Origin of the sequence: Saccharothrix sp. S26, from assembly GCF_021390395.1 — a bacterium.
GTDB lineage: Bacteria > Actinomycetota > Actinomycetes > Mycobacteriales > Pseudonocardiaceae > Actinosynnema.
Genome location: NZ_JAJUWT010000020.1, coordinates 175086 through 199299, shown reverse-complemented (window position 1 = coordinate 199299; position 24214 = coordinate 175086). Strand labels below are relative to the sequence as shown.

Annotated in this window: 24 protein-coding genes and 1 riboswitch; of the genes, 12 read left to right on the top strand and 12 right to left on the bottom strand. The window is 72.7% G+C overall.

The window, feature by feature from the left end:
* Nucleotide 1: 1 nt before the first annotated feature.
* Both LZG04_RS29665 and LZG04_RS29660 read left to right on the top strand, forming a co-directional pair.
* Nucleotides 2–775, top strand: a complete 774-nt coding sequence (locus tag LZG04_RS29665; protein WP_233822987.1) for a thioesterase family protein — start codon at nt 2–4, stop codon at nt 773–775.
* A 44-nt stretch (nt 776–819) separates the two neighbouring features.
* Nucleotides 820–1452 (top strand): phosphoribosyltransferase, encoded by a 633-nt coding sequence (locus LZG04_RS29660; RefSeq protein ID WP_233822985.1) that lies wholly within the window; start codon nt 820–822, stop codon nt 1450–1452.
* On the opposite strand, the gene LZG04_RS29655 is transcribed toward LZG04_RS29660, so the two are convergent.
* Genes LZG04_RS29655 through LZG04_RS29640 form a run of 4 tightly spaced genes read right to left on the bottom strand, consistent with a single transcriptional unit; the run spans nt 1437 to nt 2875 of the window.
* Complete coding sequence (locus LZG04_RS29655) at nt 1437–1724, bottom strand: antibiotic biosynthesis monooxygenase (RefSeq protein ID WP_233822983.1); 288 nt, start codon at nt 1722–1724, stop codon at nt 1437–1439. The genes LZG04_RS29660 and LZG04_RS29655 overlap by 16 nt on opposite strands.
* Nucleotides 1721–1984 (bottom strand): phosphoribosyl-ATP diphosphatase, encoded by a 264-nt coding sequence (locus LZG04_RS29650; RefSeq protein WP_033434999.1) that lies wholly within the window; start codon nt 1982–1984, stop codon nt 1721–1723. The genes LZG04_RS29655 and LZG04_RS29650 overlap by 4 nt, the downstream gene beginning before the upstream one ends.
* Before the next feature lie 44 nt (nt 1985–2028).
* Nucleotides 2029–2409: a hypothetical protein gene (locus LZG04_RS29645; RefSeq protein ID WP_233822981.1), complete on the bottom strand. Its 381-nt coding sequence runs from the start codon at nt 2407–2409 to the stop codon at nt 2029–2031.
* Nucleotides 2410–2419: 10 nt separating this feature from the next.
* Entirely contained in the window at nt 2420–2875 is a 456-nt protein-coding gene (locus tag LZG04_RS29640) for an N-acetyltransferase (RefSeq protein ID WP_233822980.1), read from the bottom strand.
* Between the two features lie 84 nt (nt 2876–2959).
* Here LZG04_RS29640 and LZG04_RS29635 point away from each other — a divergent pair, with 84 nt between their 5' ends.
* The gene (locus tag LZG04_RS29635; RefSeq protein ID WP_233822978.1) at nt 2960–4135 is read left to right on the top strand and encodes a GNAT family N-acetyltransferase; all 1176 of its coding nucleotides are present in this window, start codon (nt 2960–2962) and stop codon (nt 4133–4135) included.
* Here LZG04_RS29635 and LZG04_RS29630 read toward each other — a convergent pair.
* The gene (locus LZG04_RS29630) at nt 4123–4908 is read right to left on the bottom strand and encodes a LysE family transporter (RefSeq protein ID WP_233822976.1); all 786 of its coding nucleotides are present in this window, start codon (nt 4906–4908) and stop codon (nt 4123–4125) included. The genes LZG04_RS29635 and LZG04_RS29630 overlap by 13 nt on opposite strands.
* Nucleotides 4909–4926: 18 nt before the next feature.
* Between LZG04_RS29630 and LZG04_RS29625 the strand changes: the two genes are divergently transcribed.
* The 3 genes from LZG04_RS29625 to LZG04_RS29615 all read left to right on the top strand — a co-directional run bounded on the left by LZG04_RS29625 (nt 4927) and on the right by LZG04_RS29615 (nt 6815).
* Nucleotides 4927–5622: a (2Fe-2S)-binding protein gene (locus LZG04_RS29625; RefSeq protein ID WP_233822974.1), complete on the top strand. Its 696-nt coding sequence runs from the start codon at nt 4927–4929 to the stop codon at nt 5620–5622.
* A 49-nt stretch (nt 5623–5671) separates the two neighbouring features.
* Nucleotides 5672–5856: riboswitch (cobalamin riboswitch) on the top strand.
* Between the two features lie 30 nt (nt 5857–5886).
* Nucleotides 5887–6072: a CbtB-domain containing protein gene (locus LZG04_RS29620; RefSeq protein WP_233822972.1), complete on the top strand. Its 186-nt coding sequence runs from the start codon at nt 5887–5889 to the stop codon at nt 6070–6072.
* Between the two features lie 11 nt (nt 6073–6083).
* Complete coding sequence (locus LZG04_RS29615; protein WP_233822970.1) at nt 6084–6815, top strand: CbtA family protein; 732 nt, start codon at nt 6084–6086, stop codon at nt 6813–6815.
* Here the strand turns inward: LZG04_RS29615 and LZG04_RS29610 are convergent.
* Complete coding sequence (locus tag LZG04_RS29610) at nt 6804–7469, bottom strand: HAD family phosphatase (RefSeq protein WP_233822968.1); 666 nt, start codon at nt 7467–7469, stop codon at nt 6804–6806. The two genes, LZG04_RS29615 and LZG04_RS29610, sit on opposite strands and share 12 nt — an antisense overlap.
* Before the next feature lie 16 nt (nt 7470–7485).
* A complete protein-coding gene (metH, locus tag LZG04_RS29605) occupies nt 7486–11016 on the bottom strand; it encodes a methionine synthase (protein ID WP_233822966.1) in 3531 nt (1176 codons plus the stop codon).
* A gap of 50 nt (nt 11017–11066) precedes the next feature.
* On the opposite strand from metH, the gene LZG04_RS29600 reads away from it, so the two are divergent.
* Both LZG04_RS29600 and LZG04_RS29595 read left to right on the top strand, forming a co-directional pair.
* Nucleotides 11067–11963 (top strand): PAC2 family protein, encoded by an 897-nt coding sequence (locus LZG04_RS29600; protein WP_308199403.1) that lies wholly within the window; start codon nt 11067–11069, stop codon nt 11961–11963.
* A gap of 85 nt (nt 11964–12048) precedes the next feature.
* Nucleotides 12049–13197: an MFS transporter gene (locus LZG04_RS29595; protein ID WP_233822964.1), complete on the top strand. Its 1149-nt coding sequence runs from the start codon at nt 12049–12051 to the stop codon at nt 13195–13197.
* A gap of 1 nt (nt 13198) precedes the next feature.
* Here LZG04_RS29595 and LZG04_RS29590 read toward each other — a convergent pair whose 3' ends face one another.
* From LZG04_RS29590 to LZG04_RS29575, 4 genes are read right to left on the bottom strand one after another with little or no spacing between them, the layout of a single operon-like run.
* Nucleotides 13199–14389 (bottom strand): MFS transporter, encoded by a 1191-nt coding sequence (locus LZG04_RS29590; protein ID WP_233822962.1) that lies wholly within the window; start codon nt 14387–14389, stop codon nt 13199–13201.
* Entirely contained in the window at nt 14386–14943 is a 558-nt protein-coding gene (locus tag LZG04_RS29585; RefSeq protein WP_233822960.1) for a helix-turn-helix transcriptional regulator, read from the bottom strand. The genes LZG04_RS29590 and LZG04_RS29585 overlap by 4 nt, the downstream gene beginning before the upstream one ends.
* Nucleotides 14944–14995: 52 nt before the next feature.
* Nucleotides 14996–16588: an ABC transporter permease gene (locus LZG04_RS29580; protein ID WP_233822959.1), complete on the bottom strand. Its 1593-nt coding sequence runs from the start codon at nt 16586–16588 to the stop codon at nt 14996–14998.
* Entirely contained in the window at nt 16585–17502 is a 918-nt protein-coding gene (locus tag LZG04_RS29575) for an ABC transporter ATP-binding protein (protein ID WP_233822957.1), read from the bottom strand. The genes LZG04_RS29580 and LZG04_RS29575 overlap by 4 nt, the downstream gene beginning before the upstream one ends.
* Nucleotides 17503–17596: 94 nt before the next feature.
* Between LZG04_RS29575 and LZG04_RS29570 the strand changes: the two genes are divergently transcribed.
* Nucleotides 17597–18106, top strand: a complete 510-nt coding sequence (locus tag LZG04_RS29570; RefSeq protein WP_233822955.1) for a GbsR/MarR family transcriptional regulator — start codon at nt 17597–17599, stop codon at nt 18104–18106.
* Nucleotides 18107–18304: 198 nt separating this feature from the next.
* On the top strand, nt 18305–20101 hold the full coding sequence (locus LZG04_RS29565; RefSeq protein WP_233822953.1) for a S8 family serine peptidase: 1797 nt from the start codon (nt 18305–18307) through the stop codon (nt 20099–20101).
* Between the two features lie 81 nt (nt 20102–20182).
* On the opposite strand, the gene mshC is transcribed toward LZG04_RS29565, so the two are convergent.
* Nucleotides 20183–21421 carry a cysteine--1-D-myo-inosityl 2-amino-2-deoxy-alpha-D-glucopyranoside ligase gene (gene mshC / locus LZG04_RS29560; protein ID WP_233822951.1) on the bottom strand — a complete coding sequence of 413 codons (1239 nt, stop codon included), beginning with the start codon at nt 21419–21421 and terminating at the stop codon, nt 20183–20185.
* Between the two features lie 99 nt (nt 21422–21520).
* On the opposite strand from mshC, the gene LZG04_RS29555 reads away from it, so the two are divergent.
* Nucleotides 21521–22333 (top strand): SPFH domain-containing protein, encoded by an 813-nt coding sequence (locus LZG04_RS29555; RefSeq protein ID WP_233823045.1) that lies wholly within the window; start codon nt 21521–21523, stop codon nt 22331–22333.
* 70 nt (nt 22334–22403) lie between these two features.
* A complete protein-coding gene (ctaD, locus tag LZG04_RS29550; protein ID WP_233822948.1) occupies nt 22404–24191 on the top strand; it encodes a cytochrome c oxidase subunit I in 1788 nt (595 codons plus the stop codon).
* Nucleotides 24192–24214 lie beyond the last annotated feature (23 nt).

The window sequence follows — 24214 nt, the reverse complement described above, 5'->3', positions numbered from 1 at the left end:
GATGGACGCGTTCTACGAGCGGCTGGACGAGGGGCGGTTCGCCGCCACCGGGCACACCACCGGGCCGTGGGGCAACGACAGCCAGCACCTGGGTCCGCCGTCGGCGCTGCTGGTGCGGGCGCTGGAGCGGTGCGCGCCCCGGCCGGAGGCCGTGTTGTCCCGGGTGGCGTTCGAGGTGCTGGGCCCGGTGCCGGTGGCCGAGCTGACCGTGACCGCGTCGGTGCTGCGGCCGGGGCGGTCGGTGGAGCTGCTGTCGGCGGAACTGGCGCACGAGGGCCGTCCGGTGCTGCGGGCGAACGCGTGGCGGATCGTGGCGGCCGACACGGCGGCGGTGGCGTCCGACGCGGGCGAACGGCTCGTCGCGCCCTCGGAGTGCGCGCCGATGGCGATCCCCGAGCACTGGCGAGGCGGCTACCTGGCCGCGATGCGGTGGCGTTCGGTCACCGGCGGCGTCTTCTCCCCCGGTGACGCGGTGGTGTGGGCGCGGGCGCGGGTGAGCGTGGTGGCCGGCGAGGAGCCGAGCGCGGCGCAACGCCTGTTCACCGTGGCCGACTCGGCGAGCGGCGTGTCCAGCCGGCTGGACATCCGCACCTGGTACACGATCAACACCGACCTGACCGTGCACCTGCACCGCGAGCCGGTCGGCGAGTGGTTCGCCCTGGACGCCCGGACCGTGATCGGACCGTCGGGCGTCGGCGTGGCGAGCAGCGTGCTGCACGACGAGCAGGGCCCCGTGGGGCGCACCGCGCAGTCGCTGTTCGTGCGGGAGCGCTGAGCGTCGCGGTCGACGGCGACGCGGGACGCGCGCACCATGGAGGGGTGAGGTTCGCCGACCGCTCCGACGCCGGCCGGGTGCTCGCCCGGGCGCTGGCCGACCGGACCTGGACCGATCCGCTGGTGCTGGGACTGGCGCGAGGTGGGGTGCCGGTGGCGTTCGAGGTCGCCTCGGCGTTGGACGGGGAGTTGGGCGTGGCGGTGGCGCGCAAGATCGGCGCGCCCGGCCGGCCCGAGTACGGCATCGGCGCGGTCACCGCGGACGGTGAGCCGATCTTCGACGAAGACGCGCTGCGCGTGCTGGGCCTGACCACCGGGGACCTGGCCGAGAGGTGCGCCGCCGAACGGCAGGAGGCCCGGCGGCGGCTGGAGCTGTACCGCGACGGCCCGGTGCGGCTCGAAGGGCGGGACGTGCTGGTCGTGGACGACGGCCTGGCCACCGGCGTCACGGCCCGCGCCGCGTTGCGCGAAGCCCGGGGCGGGCGCCCGCGCCGCCTGGTGCTCGCGGTACCGGTGGGCGCGGCGGACTCGGTGCGCGCCCTCGAAGCCGACGCCGACCTGGTGGTCTGCCCGCACCCGCGCACGGACTTCCGGGCCGTCGGCCGGTTCTACGCCCACTTCGACCAGACCACCGACGACCAGGTGGTCGACCTGCTGCGCCGTCAGACCTCGCGGTAGTGCTCGACGGTCGGGAACGGGTCGTAGAAGTGGTGCAGCAGCGCCTTCCACCGCGGGTACAGCGGCCCTTGCCGGAAACCGACCGTGTGGTCCTCCAGCCGTTCCCACCGCACCAGCAACAGGTACCGGGACGGCTGCTCGACCGAGCGCCGGAGCTCGAGCGAGACGAACCCGGGCGACCGCGCGACGACCTCGCGCGCCTCGGCGAACGCCCGCTCGAAGTCCGCCTCCAGGCCGGGGCGGACGTCGAGCGTCGCGACTTCCAGGATCACAGGTGCTTGTAGACGTCTTCGAGGGTGAGGCCGCGGCCGAGCATCAGCACCTGCACCCGGTACAGCAGCTGGGAGACCTCTTCGGCCAGGCGCTCGTCGGACTCGTGCTCCGCGGCGATCCAGACCTCGCCCGCCTCCTCCAGCACCTTCTTGCCCTGCGCATGCACCCCGGCCTCCAGAGCCGCGGCGGTGGCGGAGCCCTCAGGGCGGGTGCGTGCGCGTTCGCTCAGCTCGGCGAACAGCTCGTCGAAGGTCTTCACAGGGTCTGATCCTCCCATCCCCCGAACGGCCGCAGGAACCCAGGTCAGGCCGGAAGGGGCCGCGCGGCACGAGCCCGGCCGCGCAGGCCCGCCGCCTGGGCCGCCGCCGACGCGACCGCGAACACCACGCCCAACCCGGGACGCGGCACGACCAGCGGCACGACGTGGCCGAAAATGCGGGACGCCTCGTCGTAGCCGGTCGCCACGAGCACCGCCGACGCGACCGCGACCACGACGAACCCCGCGGACACCGGCGGGGCGACCCGGGCGCACGCGTGCATCACGGCCGCCGCACCCAGGTAGGTCCACCACAGCGGCAGGCGGGACAGCTCGATGTCGTGGTCGCCATAGGTGGCCCACGGCACGAGCACGGCCAGCACGGTGAGGCTCACCGAGACGATGGTCCACTTGGCCAACGGTGTCACCGGGCGAACACTAGATCCCGTAGTGCGGGCTCGTGAAGGGCCACACCTCGGCGATCCACCTCGGCACGAACTCGTCCAGCGCGCGCTCCAGATCGGTGCCCACGCGCTCGTCCACCACCCACCACGAGATCCGCGCGTCGTAGGCGTGCTCGGCATCGCCGACGGGGTCGATGTAGACGCACCCGTACAGCTCGGTCTCGTCGGAGTTGAACAGGGCGTAGTTGAACGACTCGTGCGCGTCCTGCTCGCGTTCGTGGCGGGCGAGGTCGACGCGGTCCTGCTCGTGGGTCATGTCGGCGGGCGGCCAGCCCCACTTCTGCCCGTACAACGACCACAGCCGCTGCCGCGACCCCATCACGGCGGGGTAGTCGACGTCCACATCGGACTCGCGGATCGGGCGCAGGTGGTGCTCGCCGTCCAGCGTTACGCGGGTCGGGTGGGCGAAGTCAGCGGGGAGCCAGGGCATGGCGCGGATTCTGCGTGGCAGGGCACATCGCCGCCACCGAAAATCCGATAGCGCGATCTCGGACACACCCAACACACTGCTCCGATGACCGATGGGCTGGTGCTGCGGACCGCGCGCCCGCAAGACCTCGACCAGATCGGCGCGCTGCTGGTCGACCGCGGCGAACCGGCGGACGCGGTCGACCACCGCCTGGTGGTCGAGGATCCCGACGCCGGCTGGGAGGCGTGCGCGGTCGTCGTGGACGGCGACAGGGTCGTGTCCACCGCGACCCTGCTGGACGAGACGCTGGTCCTCGACGGGGTCGGGATCCCGGCGGGTCAGGTGGAGCTGGTCGCCACCGACCGCGCCTACGAGGGCCGCGGGCTGGTGCGCGCGCTCATGGGCTGGGCGCACGAGCGGTCCGCCGCACGGGGCCAACTCGTCAACGTGATGCTGGGCATCCCGTACTTCTACCGGCAGTTCGGCTACACGTACGCGATCCCGATCTCGGCCACCCGGCCGGTCACGAGCCGTCCCGAGGTCGGCGGGCACGCGTTGCGCGAGGCAGGGGTGGAAGACATCCCGGCGATGGCCCGGTTGCAGGACGCGGAGCAGGCTCGGGCCGACCTGCGGATGCCGCACTCCCCCGCCCTGTGGCGGTGGCTCGTGGCACGGGACGGCAGCACGCAGTGGCTGGTGGAGCGGGACGGCGTGCCGGTCGCCACCGGTCGCACCACGCTGCCGGAGGAGGGCGTGCGGCTGTGCGAGGTGGCCGCCGTGGACGAGGAGGCGGCGCACGCGCTGCTCGCGTCGACCGGTGCCACCGAGGTGACCGAACGGCCGGGTTCGGTGGCGGGTGAGGCGCTGGCACCGTTCCTCGGGCCGGCGGCGATGGAGGCCAACTCCTACTACGTGCGGATCGGTGACCCGGTGGCGTTGCTGGAGCACCTGCGGCCGGTGTTCGGGCGGCGGTTGGCGGCGAGCGGTTTCGCCGACCGGGAGGGCGAGGCGGTCGTCTCGTTCTACCGGTCGCACATGCGGCTGCCGTTGCGGGCGGGGGAGGTCGGCCCGGTCGTGGCGGGTGGGCGGATGCAGGCCCCCGGTGCCGCCGGTGGCGCGGGTGTCGCGCCGGACATGCTGGCGTCGCTGCTGTTCGGCCCGCACGGCCTGCGCGGCCTGACCGCCCGTTTCGCGGACGTGTACCCGGGTCCGAACGCCGAGCTGATGCACACGCTGTTCCCGCCGGTGCGCGGTGACCTGATGACGTTCTACGTGCCGTAGGTGGCGAACTCGACGCCCATGGCGACGCCCGCGAGCACGAGCAGCACGCCGGCGGCGGTGAGGGCGCGGCGGTAGCCGGTGTCACGGAGGCGACGGCGGCCCCGCGCGACCAGGAGGGCGATGACGACCTTGCCGCCGACGAGGGTGAGGTAGAACCCGATCAGGAACGCCACGCCCGTGGGCGGTGAGGTGCGCCAGGCGGTGATGGCGAGGGGGCCGAGCGCGGTCGCCCACGCGACCCACGGGTGCGGGCTGACCAGGTTCACCAGGACCGCTCGGCGCAACGCGAACGAGCCCGACCGGGCGGCCCGCGTCGGCGGACCGGGCTCGTCCTCGATCGCCGACGGGTCGGAATTGTCGGACCCCGCCGGTAGAATCGAGTCCAGGGTTCCCCTGGGCGGCGACCCCTGCGAAGCGTGGTCCGGCGAAGCGAGTCCGGGCGCAGCGAGGCCGGGCGAAGCGTGGGCGTCGGTGGGCGGGGGCGGGGTGGTCAGGGAGGCCGAGCGCGCCTCCCGGATGGTCTGCACGCCGCTGTACACCACGAACACCGCGCCCACGACGCCGAGCACGCCCAGCGTCCGCGCGGGCAGGCGGTCGAGCAGCAGCAGGGTCGCGGTGACCACGACGGCGTCCGACAGCAGCGGCGCGCAGGCGGTCAGGACGCCGGACCGCAGGCCGGAGCGCAACGACGACGTCACCACCAGCACCAACAGCGGGCCGGGGCTGATGCTCGCGGCCAAGCCGAGGGTCAGTCCCAACCCCAGTGCGTCCACGGCGGCAGACTAGGTCACGTGTCCGAGTTCGCCCGAGTCCTGGCCACCCTGCGGCAGATCCGCGGCCTCAGCCCGTTCTTCGCGCTCGACGTCGGTCGGCCGCCCGAGGGCAGGCCACCGGAAAGCCGGCCCGACGAGAGCCGGCCCGACGAGAGCTGGCACGACGGCGAGGCCCTGTCGCACGGTCCCGCCCTGCCCGACGCCCTCGACCGGATCGCGGCCCGCTACCGCACCGGGGAACGGCGGGTCGCCGCGTCGCTGTTCTTCCTCGGCTACACCGCGCGGCTGCTGAGCCCGGTCGTCGCCGCCCGCGCGGTCGGCGGGGCGGTGCCCGACATCCGACCCGCCAACGTGTGGTGGCGCTACCGCCCGGACGGGCTCCAGGTCCGCCTCAAGGACCCGGTGACCGGCGGCGGCATCGGCGAGGCGCTGGAGCCGGTGGTGGAGGCGGTGCGGGCGGTCGCGCCGGTGGCGCGCGGGCTGCTCTGGGGCAACGCGGGGTCGTCCGCGGCGGGCGCGTTGCGCACGATCAGCCGCAGCGGCATCGACTGCGCGGCGTTGGCCGACGAGCTGTTCGCCGACCCGCCGCTCGAAGACACCGGCGAGTTCATCCCGTTCCCCGGCGAGGTGGTGTTCCGGCGGCGCAGTTGCTGCCTGTACTACCGGCTCGACGGCGGCGGCACGTGCGGCGACTGCCCGTTGCCGCGGCGCTGACGGGGTGAGGCGCACGACAACTCGTCTGGTCGGTTGTGCCAGCCCGCGATCGACATCTACGGTTCGCAGCGCCGCAGTGGACGGGAAGCCGGTGTGAATCCGGCGCGGTCCTCGCCACTGTGACCGGGGAGCCAACCCGCCGAGAACGTCACTGGCCGCGCGTTGCGGCTGGGAAGACGCGGGGACGGCGTCGATCCGGGAGTCAGGAGACCGGCTGCGGCACGAGTTGTTGTTGACCTTCCACGAGGTATGGAGGAGGCCGTCATGACGAGCCCCGCGCACCCCCTGTCCGTCCCCATTCCCAAGTGGGCCTACGCCGTCGCCCTGGTCGCGTTGACCGTGGTCTGGCTGGTTCTGCAGGAGAACGGCATCGCGCTCGGCCACGCCGCCGAGACCGTGCACGAGTTCTTCCACGACGGCCGCCACGCGCTCGGCGTCCCGTGCCACTAGGCGCGGCGGTCATGCCCACGTACAAGGGCCTGCTGGCGCGCGGTGCGGGCGCGGGCGCGGTGGCCGGGCTGCTCGCGGGCCTGGTCGGCGTGCTGGTGGTCGAGCCGCCGATCCGGGCGGCGCTGGCCGTCGAACGGGCGCGGCCGGTCGAGCCCGGTGCCGGTCACGGGCACGAGGAGCTGTTCAGCCGCGGCACGCAGGTGGTCGGCGGTGTGCTCGCCGCGGTGGTGGTGGGCGTCGCCGTCGGCGCGTTGTTCGCCACCGCGTACGCGGGGTCGCGGCGCTGGTTGCCGACCAAGCCGCCGTTCGTCCGGGCGGTGGCGCTGTCGGCGGCGGCGTTCGGCGCGGCGGCGTTGCTGCCCGCGGTGAAGTACCCGGCCAACCCGCCCGCGGTGGGTGACCCGGGCACGGTGGAGTACCGCACGGTGCTCTACCTGGGGTTGATCGCGGCCGGGTTGCTGGTCGCGCTCGGGGCGGGCCACCTGGCCTCGCGGTTGGGGCGCCTGTCGCCGCCGGTCCGCGCGACGGCGGTCGCGGTGGCCGCGGTGGCGGCGGTCGTCGTGCTGCTGGTCGTGTTCCCGGCGACGCCGGACGCGGTGCCGCCCGACCTGCCCGGCGCCGTGCTGTGGGAGTTCCGGCTGGCCTCACTCGCCGAGACGGCCACGTTGTGGCTCGGTCTCGGCGTGGTGTTCGGCCTGCTGGTCGACCCGGCGACGCGCCGGGCGCGGGTGTCAGCCGGCTAGCAGCGGAGCGAGCGCCTCCAACCGCACCCCCACCAGGGAGTCGCGGAACACGCGGCGCTCGCCCTGCTCCACCGGCACGTCGCAGGGCACGACCAGCACCGTGCAGCCGGCCGCCACGGCGGAGGCCACCCCGGTCGGCGAGTCCTCGATCGCGACGCACCGGGTCGGGTCGACGCCGAGCAGCCGTGCGGCCTTCAGGTACGGGTCGGGCAGCGGCTTGTTGCGGCGGTCCACCTCGTCGCCGCACACCGTGACGTCGAACAGGTCGCGGCCGATGGTGTCCAGCGCGACCTCGGTCAACTGCCGCTCGGTCGAGGTCACCAACGCCATCGGCACACCCGAGTCGCGGACCGCGCGCAACGCCTCACGCGCGCCGGGCCGCCACGGCAGCCCGGCGCGGAACACCTCCTCGGTGCGGCGCATGATCCACGCCGCGCCGTCGGCGACGTCCTCCGGCGACGGCCGGTCGATGCCCACCTCCGCGAACAGCATCGACATCGTGCGGGGCACGCTGGAGCCGACCATCGCCTGCCTGGTCGCCAGGGACAGCGTGCCGCCGAGCTTCTCCACGAACTCGTAGAGGGGGATGTCCCACAGCTTCTCGGAGTCCAGCAGCGTGCCGTCCATGTCCCACAGCACAGCCTCGACCGTCATGTGCGCCTTTCGTCGATCACGCGTTGAAGTACTTCGCTTCCGGGTGGTGCGCCACGAACGCGTCCGTCGACTGCTCGGGGTGCAGTTGCAGCTCCTCCGACAGCTCCACCCCGATCCGGCCCGGCTCGAGCAGCTCCACGATCTTGGTCCGGTCCCGCAGGTCGGGGCACGCGCCGTAGCCCAGCGAGTAGCGGGCGCCGCGGTAGCCGAGCTTGAAGAACTCCTCGACGTCGTCCGGGTCCTCCGCCGCCACCGACCCGCCGTCGGGCCAGCGTAGCTCCTCGCGCACGCGCCGGTGCCAGTACTCGGCCAGCGCCTCGGTGAGCTGCACGCCCAGGCCGTGCACCTCCAGGTAGTCGCGGTAGGAGTCCTTGGCGAACAGCTCGTTGGCGTAGTCCGCGATCGGTTCGCCCATCGTGACCAGGTGGAACGCGATGACGTCCACCTCGCCCGCCGCGCGGGGCCGCCAGAAGTCGGCCAGGCACAGCCGCCGGTCGCGCTTCTGCCGGGGGAAGGTGAACCGGGTGCGTTCCGGCGCGTCGGGCCGGGGTTCGGTCAGGATGACGAGGTCGTCGCCCTCGGAGACGCACGGGAAGTAGCCGTAGACGACGGCCGCGTGCGCCAGCACGCCCTCGGTGGCCAGCCGGTCCAGCCAGTACCGCAGCCGGGGCCTGCCCTCGGTTTCCACCAGCTCCTCGTAGGTGGGTCCACTGCCGCCGCGCGCGCCCTTCAGGCCCCACTGGCCCATGAACGTGGCCCGTTCGTCCAGCAGCGCCGAGTACTCGGCCACCGGGACGCCCTTCACCACGCGCGTGCCCCAGAACGGCGGTGTCGGGATCGGCACGTCCACCGCCACGTCCGAGCGGCCGGTCGGTGCGGGTTCCTCGTCGCGGGCGGCCTGGCGTTCGGCGGCGATCCGCAACGACCGCTCGCGGCGCGCCTTGCGCTCGGCGGCCTTGCGCTCGGCCTCGGGGTCCACCGCCGGCGCCTCGCCGCGCTTGGCCGCCATGATCGCGTCCATCAGCCGCAGGCCCTCGAACGCGTCCCGGGCGTAGCGCACCTCGCCCTGGTACAGCTCGCTGAGGTCGTTCTCCACGTAGGCGCGGGTCAGCGCCGCGCCGCCGAGCAGGACCGGCCACCGCGCGGCGACACCGCGCGAGTTCATCTCCTCCAGGTTCTCCTTCATCACCACCGTGGACTTGACCAGCAGGCCCGACATGCCGATGGCGTCGGCGCGGTGCTCCTCGGCGGCGTCGAGGATGGCGGTGACCGGCTGCTTGATGCCCAGGTTGACGACGTCGTAGCCGTTGTTGGACAGGATGATGTCCACCAGGTTCTTGCCGATGTCGTGCACGTCGCCCTTGACCGTGGCCAGCACGATCCGGCCCTTGCCGTCCTCGTCGGACCGCTCGATGTGCGGTTCCAGGTGCGCGACGGCGGCCTTCATCACCTCGGCCGACTGGAGCACGAACGGCAGCTGCATCTGGCCCGAGCCGAACAGCTCGCCGACGGTCTTCATGCCCGCCAGCAGCGTGTCGTTGATGATCTGCAACGCCGGGCGTTCGCGCAGCGCCTCGTCGAGGTCGGCTTCCAGGCCGTTGCGCTCACCGTCCACGATCCGCCGTTCCAGGCGCGCGAACAGGGGTAACGCGGCCAGCTCCTGGGCGCGGGAGGCCTTGCCCGCCGCCGTGCTGACGCCCTCGAACAGCTCCATGAGCCGTTGCAGCGGGTCGTAGCCGGGGCGGCGGCGGTCGTGCACGAGGTCCAGCGCCACGGCCCGCTGCTCGTCGGGGATGCGCGCCATCGGCACGATTTTGGAGGCGTGCACGATCGCGGTGTCCAGGCCCGCCTGCACGCACTCGTGCAGGAACACGGAGTTGAGCACCTGCCGGGCGGCCGGGTTGAGGCCGAACGAGACGTTCGAGATGCCCAGGGTGGTCTGCACCTGCGGGTAGCGGCGCTTGAGCTCGCGGATCGCCTCGATGGTCTCGACGGCGTCGCGGCGCACCTCCTCCTGGCCGGTGGAGATGGGGAACGTGAGCGTGTCGATGATGATGTCGCCGGGCCGCACGCCCCAGTTCCCGGTGAGGTCCTCGATCAGGCGGGTGGCGACGCGGACCTTCCACTCGGCGGTGCGGGCCTGGCCCTCCTCGTCGATGCACAGGCCGACGACCGCCGCGCCGTGCTCGCGGACCAGCCGCATGATCCGCTGGAACCGGGAGTCCGGGCCGTCGCCGTCCTCGTAGTTCACCGAGTTGACCGCGCAGCGCCCGCCCAGGGACTCCAGGCCCGCGCGCAGGACGTCCGGCTCGGTGGAGTCGAGCATGATCGGCAACGTGGACGCGGTGGCCAGGCGGGACGCGAGCTCCCGCATGTCGGCGACGCCGTCGCGGCCGACGTAGTCGACGTTGAGGTCGAGCAGGTGGGCCCCGTCGCGGGTCTGGTCGCGGGCGATCTCGACGCAGTCCTCGTAGCGGCCGGCCAGCAGGGCCTCGCGGAACGCCTTCGAGCCGTTGGCGTTGGTGCGTTCGCCGATCATCAGCACCGAGGCGTCCTGGCGGAACGGGACGGCCTGGTAGAGCGACGACACGCCGGGCTCGGGGCGCGGTCGGCGCGGCGCGGGCGCGAGGTCGCGGACGGCTTCGACGACCTGGCGCACGTGCTCGGGGGTCGTGCCGCAGCAGCCGCCGACCAGTCGGACGCCGAACTCGGTGACGAACCCGGACAGCGACCGGGCCAGCTCCTCGGGGCTCAGCGGGTAGACCGCGCCGTTCGGGCCGAGCTCGGGCAGGCCCGCGTTCGGCATGACCGACAGCGGCACGCGGGCGTGCTTGGCGAGGTGGCGCAGGTGCTCGCTCATCTCGGCCGGGCCGGTGGCGCAGTTGAGGCCGATCAGGTCGATGCCGAGGGGTTCTAGGGCGGTCAGCGCCGCGCCGATCTCGGAGCCGAGCAGCATGGTGCCGGTGGTCTCGACGGTGACCTGGGCGATGATCGGGACGGGGCGGCCCACGGCCGACATGGCGCGCTGGGCGCCGATGACCGCGGCCTTGGTCTGGAGCAGGTCCTGGGAGGTCTCCACGATCACCGCGTCGACGCCGCCTTCGAGCAGGCCCTTCACCTGCTCGACGTAAGCGTCGCGCAGCGTCGCGTACGGTGCGTGGCCGAGGGTGGGGAGCTTGGTGCCCGGTCCGACCGAGCCGAGCACGAACCTGCCGCCGACCTCGTCCGCGGCCTCACGTGCCAGTTCGGCGCCCCGGAGGGACAGCTCGAAGATCTTCTCCGTGATGCCGTACTCGGCCAGGTTGGCGAGGTTGGCCCCGAACGTGTTGGTCTCCACGGCGTCCGCGCCGGCGTCCAGGTAGGCGCGGTGCACCTGGCGCACGACGTCCGGCCTGGTCACGTTGAGGATCTCGTTGCACCCCTCGTGACCTGCGAAATCATCCAAGGTGAGGTCGGCGGCTTGCAGCATGGTGCCCATGGCGCCGTCCGCGACGAGGACGCGGTCGGCGAGCGCGCCGAGCAAAGGCGGCGTGACACGATCCGACATGCGCCAAGCCTACGGCGTCGGGTCCGCGGCGGTGGTCGTAGTCTGGCCGCGTGACCGATCCGGACCAGGCCGCCCAGACCCCCTTCGACACCGGCAAACCGCTCACCAACCCGATCATGGTGTGCGCGTTCGAAGGTTGGAACGACGCAGGAGACGCCGCCAGCACGGCGATCGAGCACCTGCAGCTCACGTGGGACGCGACCCCGTTGGCGGAGATCGATCCGGACGACTACTACGACTTCCAGGTGACGCGCCCCACAGTCCGACTCGTGGACGGCGTCACCCGAAGGGTGGAATTCCCGACGACCCGCCTGTCGGTGTGCCGGCCGCCGGGGTCGTCCACCGACGTGGTGCTCGTGCACGGGATCGAGCCGAACATGCGGTGGCGGAAGTTCGCCTCCGAGCTGCTGGGGCACATCGAGGACCTGGGCGTGACCACCGTGGTCACGCTGGGCGCGCTGCTGATGGACACCCCGCACACGCGGCCGGTGCCCGTGACGGGGACGGCGTACGACGAGGCCGCGGCGGCGAAGTACGGGCTGGAGCGGTCCCGGTACGAGGGGCCGACCGGGATCGTCGGCGTGTTCCAGGACCTGTGCGTGCAGGCGGGCGTGCCCGCGATCTCGTTCTGGGCGGCCGTGCCGCACTACGTCTCCCAGCCGCCCTCGCCGAAGGCGACGCTCGCGCTGCTGCACCGGGTGGAGGAGGTCCTGGACGTCGAGGTGCCGCTCGGCGCGCTGCCCGAGCAGGCCGAGGAGTGGGAGCGCACGGTCAGCGAGATGGCCGACGAGGACGAGGACGTGCGCAACTACGTGCGGGCGCTGGAGGAGCGCGGCGACGCGGAGATCCAGATCACCGAGGCGAGCGGCGACGCCATCGCGGCCGAGTTCGAGCGGTACCTGCGCCGTCGCGGTCGAGGCCCGGGTCGCGGCCCCACGGGCATGTGACCGGGGCGCGCCCCACCCCGCCCGACCCGTGCGGGGGATCCCCGCTCCCGGGCCTCCACCCCGGTCCTCGCCGGCGGTGACCCCGGTGGTCGGGTCGGTCCCCGCGGTGGGCCTCGGTGGTCGCGTCCGGGTGGCGGCGTTGTACGCCGGTGGGTTCCTGGGGCCCTTCGGCGGTGCCATGACGGCGTCCGTGCTGCCCGAGGTCGGTGGGGACTTCGGGGTCTCGGCCGGGTCGGCGGCGGCGACGTTGACCGGGTACCTGGTGCCGTTCGCGCTGCTCATGCTGGTCTCCGGCACGTTGGGTGAACGCTGGGGCGCTCGGCGGACGGTGCGCCTCGCGTACGCCGTCTACGTGCTGGCTTCGGTGTTGTGCGCGGTGGCCTGGTCGTTCCCGGTGTTGATGGGTGGACGGGCGGTGCAGGGGGCGGCGAACGCGTTCACCACTCCCCTGTTGTTGGCGGCGATCGCGGCGGTGACGCCGAAGGCCCGGTTGGGGCGGGCGCTGGGCGTGTTCGCGTCCATGCAGGCGGCCGGGCAGACGTCCGCGCCGTTGTTGGGCGGGCTGGCGGCCGAGGCGTCGTGGCGGTGGGCGTTCGTCGGCGCGGCGGTGGTGGCGGGCGCGTTGGCGGTGGTCGGGCTGCCCGCCGACCCGCCTCGTGACGCGGCACGGCCGCGGTTGCGCAGCGCCTGGCGGCCGCGGACGCTGCGGTTGGCGGCGGTCGGGTTCGTGGCCTGGGGGTGCCTGGGCGGGGTGTCGTTCCTGGTGGCCCTGCGGCTCGGCGACGCGTTCGGGTTGGGCGCGGGGCAGCGGGGGCTGGTGCTGACCGGGTTCGGGCTGGTCGGGATCGTCACCGCGCGGCTGACCGGCTGGTCGGTCGACCGGTTCGGGGCGCGGCGGTGCGCGGTGGCGGGCGCGGCGGTCGGCGGGGTGCTGCTGGTGGGCGTCGGGGTGCTGCCGTCGGTGGTCGCGGTCGGGGTGTCGTGGGCGGTGGCGGGCGCGTTCAGCCAGGCGGTGGTCGTCGGGCTGAACGCGCTGGTGCTGTCCTCGGCGGACGCCAACCGGGGCGGGTCGGTCGCGGTGGTGCAGTCGTTGCGGTTCCTGGGCGGGGCGGCGTCGCCGGTGGCGTTCGTGCCGCTGTACCACCACGACCCGGTGAGCGCGTTCCTCGTGCCCGCCGGGCTGGTGCTGGGCGTGCCGCCGCTGGTGCTGCTCGGGCGGGCGGCACGCCGCTGAGTCAGCCGGTGCGCGCGCGAGCCGGCACGTCGAGGACCGCCAGCGCCAGCACGCCCGCCGCCAGGTAGAGCCCGGCCTGGGCGTTGAGCAGCGCGGACAGCCCGAGCACGGGCGTGAGGACGCCCGCGAGCACCATGCCCAGCGCCTGACCGCCGTCGAACAGGCTGACGAACGTCGCCATCACCCGGCCGCGCACCTCGTCGGACGAGTGCAGTTGCAGCACCGACACCATCCCCGCGCCCGCGATCACCCCCGGCACGCCCACCACGACGAACGCGGCCAGGTAGAACACCAGCGCCGTGGTCACCCGCGGCCCGTTCCAGCCCACCGCCGCGACCACGGCGAAGCCGACCAGCGACCACCCCAGCACCCGTCCGGGCGCGAGCCGGCGCGCCAGCACGCCGACCAGCAGACCGCCGAGCAGGCCACCGACCGCCTGGACGCCCCGCAGCACGCCCACCTCGCCCGCGCCCCCGCCGAGCCGTTCGGTCACGAACACCACGAACAGCACCACGAACAGTCCCTGGCCCGTCGCCATCAGCGCGACCACGCCGACCATCGGCCGCAACGGGCCGCGGATCTCGCGCAGGCCGTCCACCCAGGCCCGCCACGCGGGCGTGCCCGACCCGCGCGCCGGATCCCGGGTGCCGAGCGTCGCCAGCAGCGCCGCCGCGAGCAGGAACGACGCCACGTCCGCCAGCACGACGCCCGGCAGCCCGGTGCGGGCGAGGAGCAGCCCGCCCAGCGACGCGCCGACCAGCCGGGCCAGGTTGGCGTTCAGCCCCACCAGCCCGTTGGCCGCGGGCACCTGCTCGCGCGGCACCAGCGTCGGCAGCAACGCGTTCTTGGCGGGTTCGAACAACGCCGCCAGCCCGGCCTGCACCGCCGTCACCACGTTGACCAGCACCAGGTCGCCGGTCAGCAGCGGCAGCAGGGTGACCGCCTGGGCGAAGCTGACCACGAGCATCAGCCTGCGCCGGTCCCAGCGGTCGGCCAGCACCCCGGCCAGCGGCGACAGCGCCAGGCTCGGCAGCAACGCCACCACGAACGTCGTCGCGGTCGCCGCCGCCGACCCGGTGCGCTGGTACACGTACACCGGCAACGCGACCAGCAGCACCCAGTCGCCGATCTCGGAGACGAACCCGGCGATCCACAGCCGGCGGAACGCCGGGACGCCCAGCGGGCCGGTCATCGCGGGAACGCGCGGATGCCGACGTGCGCGGGCAGCGCGCCCTCGGGCACGTCCCGGCGCACCGGCGTCAGGTACGGGCGCAGGATGTCGTCGATCTTGCCGAGCAGCCCGGTCAGCTCCTCCGCCGTCACGGTGACCGTGTAGCCGTGCAGCGCGGAGGCTTCCCGCCACTCGCGCGGCACCTCGTGCCGCCGGTCCAGGAACCGCTGCGCGAGCCGGTTGTCCTCGTTGAGGCCCAACGCGATCAGCGCGTCCTGCTGGGTGCGGACCTCCGGGTCGTCGGCGAACGCCCCGACGTCGTAGCCGACGGAGGTGGCCCGCCACGGCCGCTCCCGACCGTCTCCGGCCTCGACCCGCTCCACGAAACCGGACTTCGCCAGTTGCCGCAGGTGCCAACTGCAGTTGGAGGCGGTCGACCCGACCGCCTCGGCGCACTCGCTGGCCGTGCGCGGGCCGACCGCGAGCAGGTGGTTCAGCAACGACACCCGCAGCGGGTGCGCCAGCGCCTTCAGCGCGTCGACATCGGTGACCCGTCGGGGCCGTGGGAGGTCCATGGCCCCGACGGTAGACCCGAAAGACCTCTTTCGAAAGAGTGCTTTCAGATTCTCAGCCGACGTCCCGCCGCCGGAACCCCGCGAAACCGACCGCCACCAGAGCCGCCGCGACCAGCGTCAGCCACAGCAGCGGGCCCGCGGTCACCTCCGCGCCCGGCACCTTGGGGATGTGCGTGAACGGCGAGAGGTCCATCGCCCACTGGTCGAGCTGCAACAGCGGCCCGAGCTGGCCCAGCACCAGGAACACCACGATCACCGCCCAGCTCGCCGACGACAGCTTCGGCACCAGGGCGAACAGCGCCAGCGCCAGTCCGGCGACCACCCAGACCGCCGGCACGTGCGCCACCGACGCACCGACCAGCCGCACGACCTGACCGCCGACGTCGCCGACGCGCGCGCCGTGCACCAGGCCCGCGCCCAGGCCCGCGGCGGCCAGCACGACGGCCGTGCCGACGGTGGCGAACAGCACGTGGCTGCCGACCCACGCGAACCGGCTGACCGGCGTGGCCAGCACCGGCTCGGCCCGGGACTCGGTCTCCTCGGCACGCAGCCGCAACGTCGACTGCACCACGTAGATGGCGCTGAACAAGGCGATGATGCCGAGGATCGAGGCCAGGTAGACGTCCACGATCGCGCCGGCGCCACCCATCTGCGAGATGATCTTCTCCAGCGCCGGGTTGGCCTCCAGCATCTGCTCGACACCCCGCGCGACGGCCCCGTAGACCGCGCCGAGCACGAACAGGCTCAGCGTCCAACCGATCAGCGTGCCCCGCTGCAACCGCCAGGCCAGGCCGAACGCGCTGCCCAGCGACCGGGGCGCGCGGGCCGGGCCGAGCCGGGTCGGCACCAGGCCGCCGCCGAGATCCCGCTTGGTCACCAGGACCGAGGCCGCCGCGAGCAGCACCGCGAACAACGCCACCGGCAGCAGCAGCACCCAGTACCGGTCGCCCGCGAACGCCCGGGTCCGCTCCAGCCACCCCAACGGCGACAGCCAGGTCAGCCACGTCGGGCCCTCGTCGCCCGCCGCGTCACCCACGGCGCGCAGCAGGTAGGCCGCGCCGAGCACCGCGCCGGAGATCGAGTTGGCCGCGCGGGCGCTCTCCGACACCTGCGCGCTGACCGCGCCGACCCCGGTGAAGACCCACCCGACGGACGCGAACGCGAGGCCCAGCGCGAACGACCCGGACGCCGACTCGCCCAGCCCGGTCAGGCCGAGCGCGACCAGCAGGCCGATCACCGTGCTCGCGAGCAGGGCGACCACCACGGCGGCGGCCAGCGGTGCGTGCCGGGCGACCACGGCCGAGCCGATCAGCTCCAGCCGACCCGACTCCTCCTCCGCCCTGGTGTGCCGGGTGACCAGGAACATCGCCATGAGCCCGACCAGCAGCGCGCCGAACACGCCCCACCGCCAGGCCAGCACGCCCCCCGTCGTGGACGGGTCGTAGAGCGGGCCGAGCATCGCCAGGAACGCCGGGTTGCCGCCCGCCGTCGCGCCCAACTGCTGCCGCGACTCGACCGTGCCGTACAGCTCGCCCACGGTCGACGCGGTGGACACCGTGATGCCGACCATGCCGATGACCCACGCGGCCAGCAGCAGCCGGTCACGGCGCAACGCCAGGCGCACCAGCGCACCCAGTCCGGTCACGACGACATCGCCCCCTTGGCCCGCGCGGTGGGCAGCTCGTCCTCGTAGTGGCGCAGGAACAGCTCCTCCAGCGTGGGCGGCTGGCTGGTCAGCGTGCGGACACCGCTGCCGACCAGCGCCCGCAGCGCCGCGTCGAGGTGGTCGGTGTCTACCTCGAACCGCACCCGTTTCCCCTCCACCAGCAGGTCGTGCACGCCGGGCAGGCCGGCCAGCCCGTCGGGCGCGCCGACCAGCTCGGCGGAGACGCTGGTGCGGGTCAGGTGGCGCAGGTCGGCCAGCGTGCCCGTCTCGACCGCGCGGCCGTTGCGGATGATGCTGACCCGGTCGCACAGCGCCTCGACCTCGGCCAGGATATGGCTGGACAGCAGCACGGTGCGCTGCCCGCGCAGCTCGTTGACCGCGTCCTGGAACACGGCCTCCATCAGCGGGTCCAGCCCGGAGGTCGGCTCGTCCAGGATGAGCAGCTCCACGTCCGAGGCCAGGGCCGCGACCAGCGCCACCTTCTGCCGGTTGCCCTTGGAGTACGTGCGGCCCTTCTTGCGCGGGTCGAGCTCGAAGCGCTCCAGCAGCTCGGCGCGGCGCTTCTCGTTCAGCCCGCCGCGCAGCCTGCCCAGCAGGTCGATCACCTCGCCGCCGGTCAGGTTCGGCCACAGGCTCACGTCACCGGGCACGTAGGCGAGCCTGCGGTGCAGCTCGGCGGTGTCGCGCCACGGGTCGCCGCCCAGCAGCGACGCGGAGCCCGCGTCGGCGCGCAGCAGACCCAACAGGACCCGGATGGTGGTTGACTTGCCCGACCCGTTGGGGCCGAGGAAGCCGTGCACCTCCCCCTCGCGGACGGTCAGGTCCAGCCCGTCCAGTGCTCGCGTCGGACCGAAGGTCTTGACCAGGCCCGACACGGATATCGCAGCAGTCATGAGCGGTAAGCTACAGTCATTTCACAAACTCGTGAAGTTAAGGAAGCGTATAAACTACCCTCCGGTCGAGGGGGCACGAGGGGATGATCCGGCGGTGACACAGGTGGACGAGCGGGACGGTCAGGCGGTGCTGCGCTTCATCGAGCGCTTCTCCTCGGTGTTCGCCGAGTCGGGCATGCCGAGGATGCCCGCCCGGGTGTTCGTGGCCCTGCTGTCCACCGACGACGGCGAGATGACCGCCGCCGACCTGGCCGAGCTGCTGCGCGTCTCCCCCGCGGCCATCTCCGGGGCCATCCGCTACCTCACCCAGATCGGCCTGGTCAGCCGCGAGCGCGAGACGGGCACGCGCCGCGACCTCTACCGCGTGCTCGACGACCTCTGGTACGAGGCGCTGTTCCGCCGCGACGAGATGCTGCGCCGCATGACCGCCCCGCTCAAGGAAGGCGTCAGCGCGCTGGGCCCGGACACGCCCGCGGGCAGGCGGATCGCCGAGACGCTGATGTTCTTCGAGTTCTTCCACGCCGAGCTGCCGAACATGCTCAAGCACTGGCGGACGTACCGGGACGAGCGTCTGGGCGAACGGGATTCCACCGACCGGCCCTGAACCCCGTACCGATCGGTCCCGAGTTCGTCCGATTACGACCTTCGGCGCTAACGGGCGATCAACTTTGTCACGACGATTCAAGTGACCAGGTCGCTACACAGAGTTCGCGCGGACGTCCCGATCCCCTGCAAGCACGACCGACCGGTGCACCCGCCCGGCGCGGTCGCGCAGCCCTGCCCACAAGGGAGAACCCTGATCATGGGAGACGCCCCAACCACCAGGAGGCTGGCCGCGCTCGGCCTGGCCGCCGTGTCGGCCGCCGCGCTGGCCCTCTCGAACGTCGGCGTGGCGGCGGCCGAGGGCACCGTGCTCGGCGCGGAGCGCGCCGACGCCGTCCCCGGCTCCTACATCGTGGCCCTCAGCGACGCGGCGTCGCCGAGAGCGGCGTCCGCGTCCACCGCGTCCTCGCTGGTCGGCAAGTACGGCGGCCAGGTCCGCGAGACCTGGCAGCACGCGCTCAACGGCTTCCACGCCACCCTGTCCGCGGCGCAGGCCCGGCGCCTGGCCGCCGACCCGCGGGTGGCGTTCGTGCAGGCCGACCTGCCGATCTCGGCGGGCGCGGTCCAGCAGAACCCGCCGTCGTGGGGCCTGGACCGCCTCGACCAGCGCAGCCTGCCGCTGGACGGCGCCTACGACTACGCCGCGACCGCGAGCAACGTGCGGGCGTACATCATCGACACCGGGATCCGGACCACCCACTCGGACTTCGGCGGCCGCGCCACCTGGGGCACCAACACCGTCGACAACAACAACACCGACTGCAACGGCCACGGCACCCACGTCGCCGGCACGGTCGGCGGCACGACGCACGGCGTCGCCAAGGGCGTGCGGCTGATCGCGGTCAAGGTGCTCAGCTGCTCCGGCTCCGGCACCACGGCGAGTGTGGTGAGCGGCGTCAACTGGGTCACCCAGAACGCGGTCAAGCCGGCCGTCGCGAACATGTCCCTCGGCGGCGGTGCCGACACCGCCCTGGACACCGCGGTGCGCAACTCCATCGCCGCGGGCATCACCTACGCGGTGGCGTCGGGCAACTCCAACGCCAACGCGTGCGACTACTCGCCGGCACGGGTCGCCGAGGCGCTGAGCGTGAACGCGTCCACCAGTGCCGACGCGCGCGCCTCCTTCTCCAACCACGGCACGTGCACCGACCTGTTCGCGCCCGGCCAGAACATCAGCTCGGCGTGGCTGACCAACGACAGCGCCACCAACACCATCAGCGGGACGTCGATGGCGTCGCCGCACGTCGCGGGTGCCGCCGCGCTGTACCTGGCGGCCAACCCGACAGCGACCCCGCCGACGGTGAACGCGGCGATCGTGGCCGCCGCCACCGCCGACAAGATCACCAACCCGGGCACCGGCTCGCCGAACAAGCTGCTGTCCACCGGCGCGTCCGGCCCGAGCGTGACCAGCCCGGGCAACCGCTCCACCGTCGTCCGCACGGCGACCGGCCTGCAACTGACCGCCACCGGCGGCACCGCGCCCTACCGCTTCTCGGCCACCGGCCTGCCCCCGGGGCTGTCGATCAGCTCGTCGGGCCTCATCAGCGGCACGCCGACGACCGTGGGCACGTACTCGGTGACGGCGACGGTGACCGACTCGACCTCGCGCACCGGCAGCACCACGTTCTCGTGGGCGGTCACGGCGACCGCCGGCACCTGCGACCCGGTCACCAACGGGACCGAGGTGACGATCGGCGACAACTCCGACGTCTCCAGCCCGATCCCGCTGACCTGCGCGGGCAGCGCCTCGACCACCACCACCGTGCAGGTCGACATCGTGCACACCTACATCGGTGACCTGATCGTGGACCTGGTCGCGCCCGACGGCACGGTCTACAACCTGCACAACCGCGGCGGCGGCAACACCGACAACATCAACCGCACGTACACCGTGAACGCCTCCGCCGAGGTCTCCGCGGGCACGTGGCAACTGCGCGTGCGCGACGAGGCGCTCCTCGACACCGGCTACCTCGCCGGCTGGACGCTCGACGTCTGAGGCGTGCCCAGCGGGGCCGTCCCTCCCGGGGCGGCCCCGCTCCCGCCGCACCACGCGCCTACGAGCGCGCGGAAGCGGTAATCAGAGCTCGACGCCCAGCAGCGAGTCGGCCGCCGCGCGGAACAGGGTCGGGCCGGTGTGGTCCGAACCGCCGGTCGACAGCGCCTCGGCCGCCCACGCGTCCAGCGCCGCCAACGCCCGGGGCGTGTCGAGGTCGTCGCCGAGGTGGTCGCGCAGCCGGGCCACGGTGGCGACCGCGCTCGGCCCCGACGGCAGGGCCGCCGCCTGCCGCCACCGGTCCAGCCTCGCCTCCGCCTCGGCCAGCAGCTCGTCGCTCCACGGCCGGTCGGCGCGGTAGTGGCCCGCGAACAACGCCAGCCGCACCGCGTTCGGGTCGACCTTCTGCGCCCGCAGCTTGGACACGAACACCAGGTTGCCGCGCGACTTGGACATCTTCTCGCCGTCCAGCCCGATCATGCCCGCGTGCACGTAGTGCCGGGCGAACGGGTGCTGGCCGGTCACCGCCTCGGCGTGCGCGGCGGAGAACTCGTGGTGCGGGAAGATCAGGTCCGACCCGCCGCCCTGCACGTCGAACGACGTGCCGAGGCGGTTGAGCGCGATGGCGCTGCACTCGATGTGCCAGCCCGGCCTGCCCTCGCCCAGCTCCGACGGCCACGACGGCTCGCCCGGCCGGGCGGCACGCCACAGCAGCGCGTCCAGCGGGTGGCGCTTGCCCGCCCGGTCCGGGTCGCCGCCGCGCTCGGCGAAGAACCGGCCCATGGTCTCGAGGTCGTAGTTCGACTCGTAGCCGAACCGGCCGGTCGCCGTGTGGTCGAAGTACACGTCCGGGTACTCGGGGTCGTCGACCCGGTACGCCGCGCCGCCCGCCAGCAGCTTCGCGATGACCTCGACCACCTCGGGGATCGCGTCGACCGCGCCCACGTAGTCGCGCGGCGGCAGCACCCGCAGCGCCACCATGTCTTCGCGGAACAGTGCGGTCTCCCGCATGCCGAGGACGACCCAGTCGTCCTGGTCCCGCTCGGCCCGTTCCAGCAGCGGGTCGTCGATGTCGGTCACGTTCTGCACGTAGTGCACGTCGTGGCCGTTGTCCAACCACACCCGGTGGACCAGGTCGAACGCCAGGTAGGTGGCCGCGTGGCCCAGGTGCGTGGCGTCGTACGGGGTGATGCCGCAGACGTACAGCCTGGCGGTGGCGCCGGGGGCGGTCGGGCGGACCTCACCGGCGGCGGTGTCGAACAGCCGCAACGGACGCGGCTCCCCCGCTACCCGCGGGACAGGAGTTGATGACCAGGTCTGCATGTCAACGACCCTAACTCGCGCGCCGGACCGCCGACGAAACGTCCGCTCTCCGGGAAGGCGGGCGTACGCTCGGCACAGGGGACGTGGGAGATGGTCGCGATGATCCTCGACATCGTCATCGGCGCGCTGGGCGTGCTCGCGCTCGGGCTCGCGGGCAGCGCCCGCATCGTCAAGCAGTACGAGCAGGGCCTGGTGTTCCGCTTCGGCAAGGTGCGGCCCGCGCTGCGCGGACCGGGGCTGACGATGGTCGTCCCGGGCATCGACCGGCTGCGGAAGGTGAACCTCCAGATCGTCACCCAGCCGATCCCGGCGCAGGACGGCATCACCCGCGACAACGTCACCGTACGCGTGGACGCCGTCGTCTACTTCAAGGTGGTCGACGCGGTGCGGGCCGTGGTGACGGTCGAGGACTACCGGTTCGCCATGCTCCAGGTCGCGCAGACGTCGTTGCGCTCGATCATCGGCAAGAGCGAGCTCGACGACCTGCTGTCCAACCGGGAGCGCCTCAACCAGGGCCTGGAGCTGATGATCGACAACCCGGCGGTGTCCTGGGGCATCGAGATCGACCGGGTCGAGATCAAGGACGTGGCACTGCCGGAGAGCATGAAGCGGTCCATGTCGCGGCAGGCCGAGGCCGAGCGGGAACGGCGGGCGCGCATCATCACCGCCGACGGCGAGCTGCAGGCGTCGAAGAAGCTGTCCGAGGCCGCCGCGGCGATGGCCGCCACGCCCGCCGCGCTGCAACTGCGGCTGTTGCAGACCATCGTGGAGGTGGCGGCGGAGAAGAACTCGACCCTGGTGCTGCCGTTCCCGGTCGAGCTGCTGCGCTTCCTCGAACGGGCGACAGGCTCGCTGGAACAGCAGGTCACCGCCCCGGAAGACCGGTCGATCAGGGTGCCCGAGCAGGGCTGAGCGTTTGCCCCGCCTCCCGGACGGGGGGACGATGTGGGCTGGCTCACGTCGTCGGGACGAGGGAGGCGGCATGACCGCGCTCAAGCCGGAACCCGTGATCACCCACCCGGGTGCGGCCCGACGGCGGTCGAAGGGCGCCGTGCTGCTGGGGCTGCTCCGCACGACCGACCCCAAGCAGATCGGGTTGCTCTACCTGTCCACGTCGTTCGTGTTCTTCATGGTCGGCGGCGTGATGGCGCTGCTCATCCGGGCCGAGCTGGCCCGGCCGGGGCTGCAGTTCCTGTCCAACGAGCAGTACAACCAGCTGTTCACCATGCACGGCACGATCATGCTGCTGCTGTACGCGACGCCGATCCTGTTCGGTTTCGCCAACTACATCCTGCCGTTGCAGATCGGCGCGCCGGACGTGGCGTTCCCCCGGCTCAACGCGTTCTCGTACTGGCTGTTCCTGTTCGGCGGGCTGACCGTGATGGCCGGGTTCCTCACCCCCGGCGGTGCGGCGGACTTCGGCTGGACCGCCTACACGCCGCTGAGCGGCGCGACGCACGCGCCGGGCGTCGGACCCGACCTGTGGATCATGGGCCTGGCGGTGTCGGGCCTGGGCACGATCCTGGGCGGCGTCAACATGGTGACCACGGTGTGCTGCCTGCGCGCGCCCGGCATGACCATGTTCCGGATGCCGATCTTCACCTGGAACATCTTCGTCACCAGCATCCTGATCCTGCTGGCGTTCCCGATCCTCACCGCCGCCCTGATGGGCCTGGCCGCCGACCGGCACCTGGGCGCGCACGTGTTCGACCCGGCCAACGGCGGCGTGATCCTGTGGCAGCACCTGTTCTGGTTCTTCGGCCACCCCGAGGTCTACATCGTGGCGCTGCCGTTCTTCGGGATCGTCAGCGAGATCTTCCCGGTGTTCAGCCGCAAACCGCTGTTCGGCTACAAGGGACTGGTCTTCGCCACGTTCGCCATCGCCGCGCTGTCGACGGCGGTGTGGGCGCACCACATGTTCGCCACGGGCGCGGTGCTGCTGCCGTTCTTCTCGCTGATGACGTTCCTCATCGCGGTGCCGACGGGCATCAAGTTCTTCAACTGGATCGGCACGATGTGGAAGGGGCAGGTCACGTTCGAGACGCCGATGCTGTTCAGTGTCGGGTTCATGGCGACGTTCCTGCTCGGCGGCCTGACCGGCATCATCCTGGCGTCCCCGCCGCTGGACTTCCACGTCACCGACACGTACTTCGTGGTGGCGCACTTCCACTACGTGCTGTTCGGCACGATCGTGTTCGCCACCTACGCGGGCATCTACTTCTGGTTCCCCAAGATGACCGGGCGGATGCTGAACGAGCCGCTGGGCAAGCTGCACTTCTGGACCACGTTCCTCGGCTTCCACGGCACGTTCCTGATCCAGCACTGGCTGGGCAACCAGGGCATGCCCCGCCGGTACGCCGACTACCTCCAGAGCGACAACTTCACCCTGATGAACACCATCTCCACGATCGGGGCATTCGTGCTGGGCGCGTCCGTGCTGCCGTTCGTGTGGAACGTGCTGCGCAGCTACCGGTTCGGCGACCCGGCGGAGCGCGACGACCCGTGGGGCTTCGGCAACTCCCTCGAATGGGCGACGACGTGCCCGCCGCCGCGGCACAACTTCACCGAGCTGCCCCGGATCCGGTCCGAGCGGCCCGCGTTCGAGCTGCACTACCCGCACATGGTGGAGAGGATGCGCGACGAGTCGCACTTCTCCCTGAAGCCGGGCAAGCACCGCGTGGAGCCCGACTCGGTCACGGAGAAGGCACTGGCCCCGACCGAGCGGGAGCGTGAGACCAAGGACGACGTCAAGGACGACCGGCGCGACTGAGCGGCCGTTCCCACGCGCGCTGA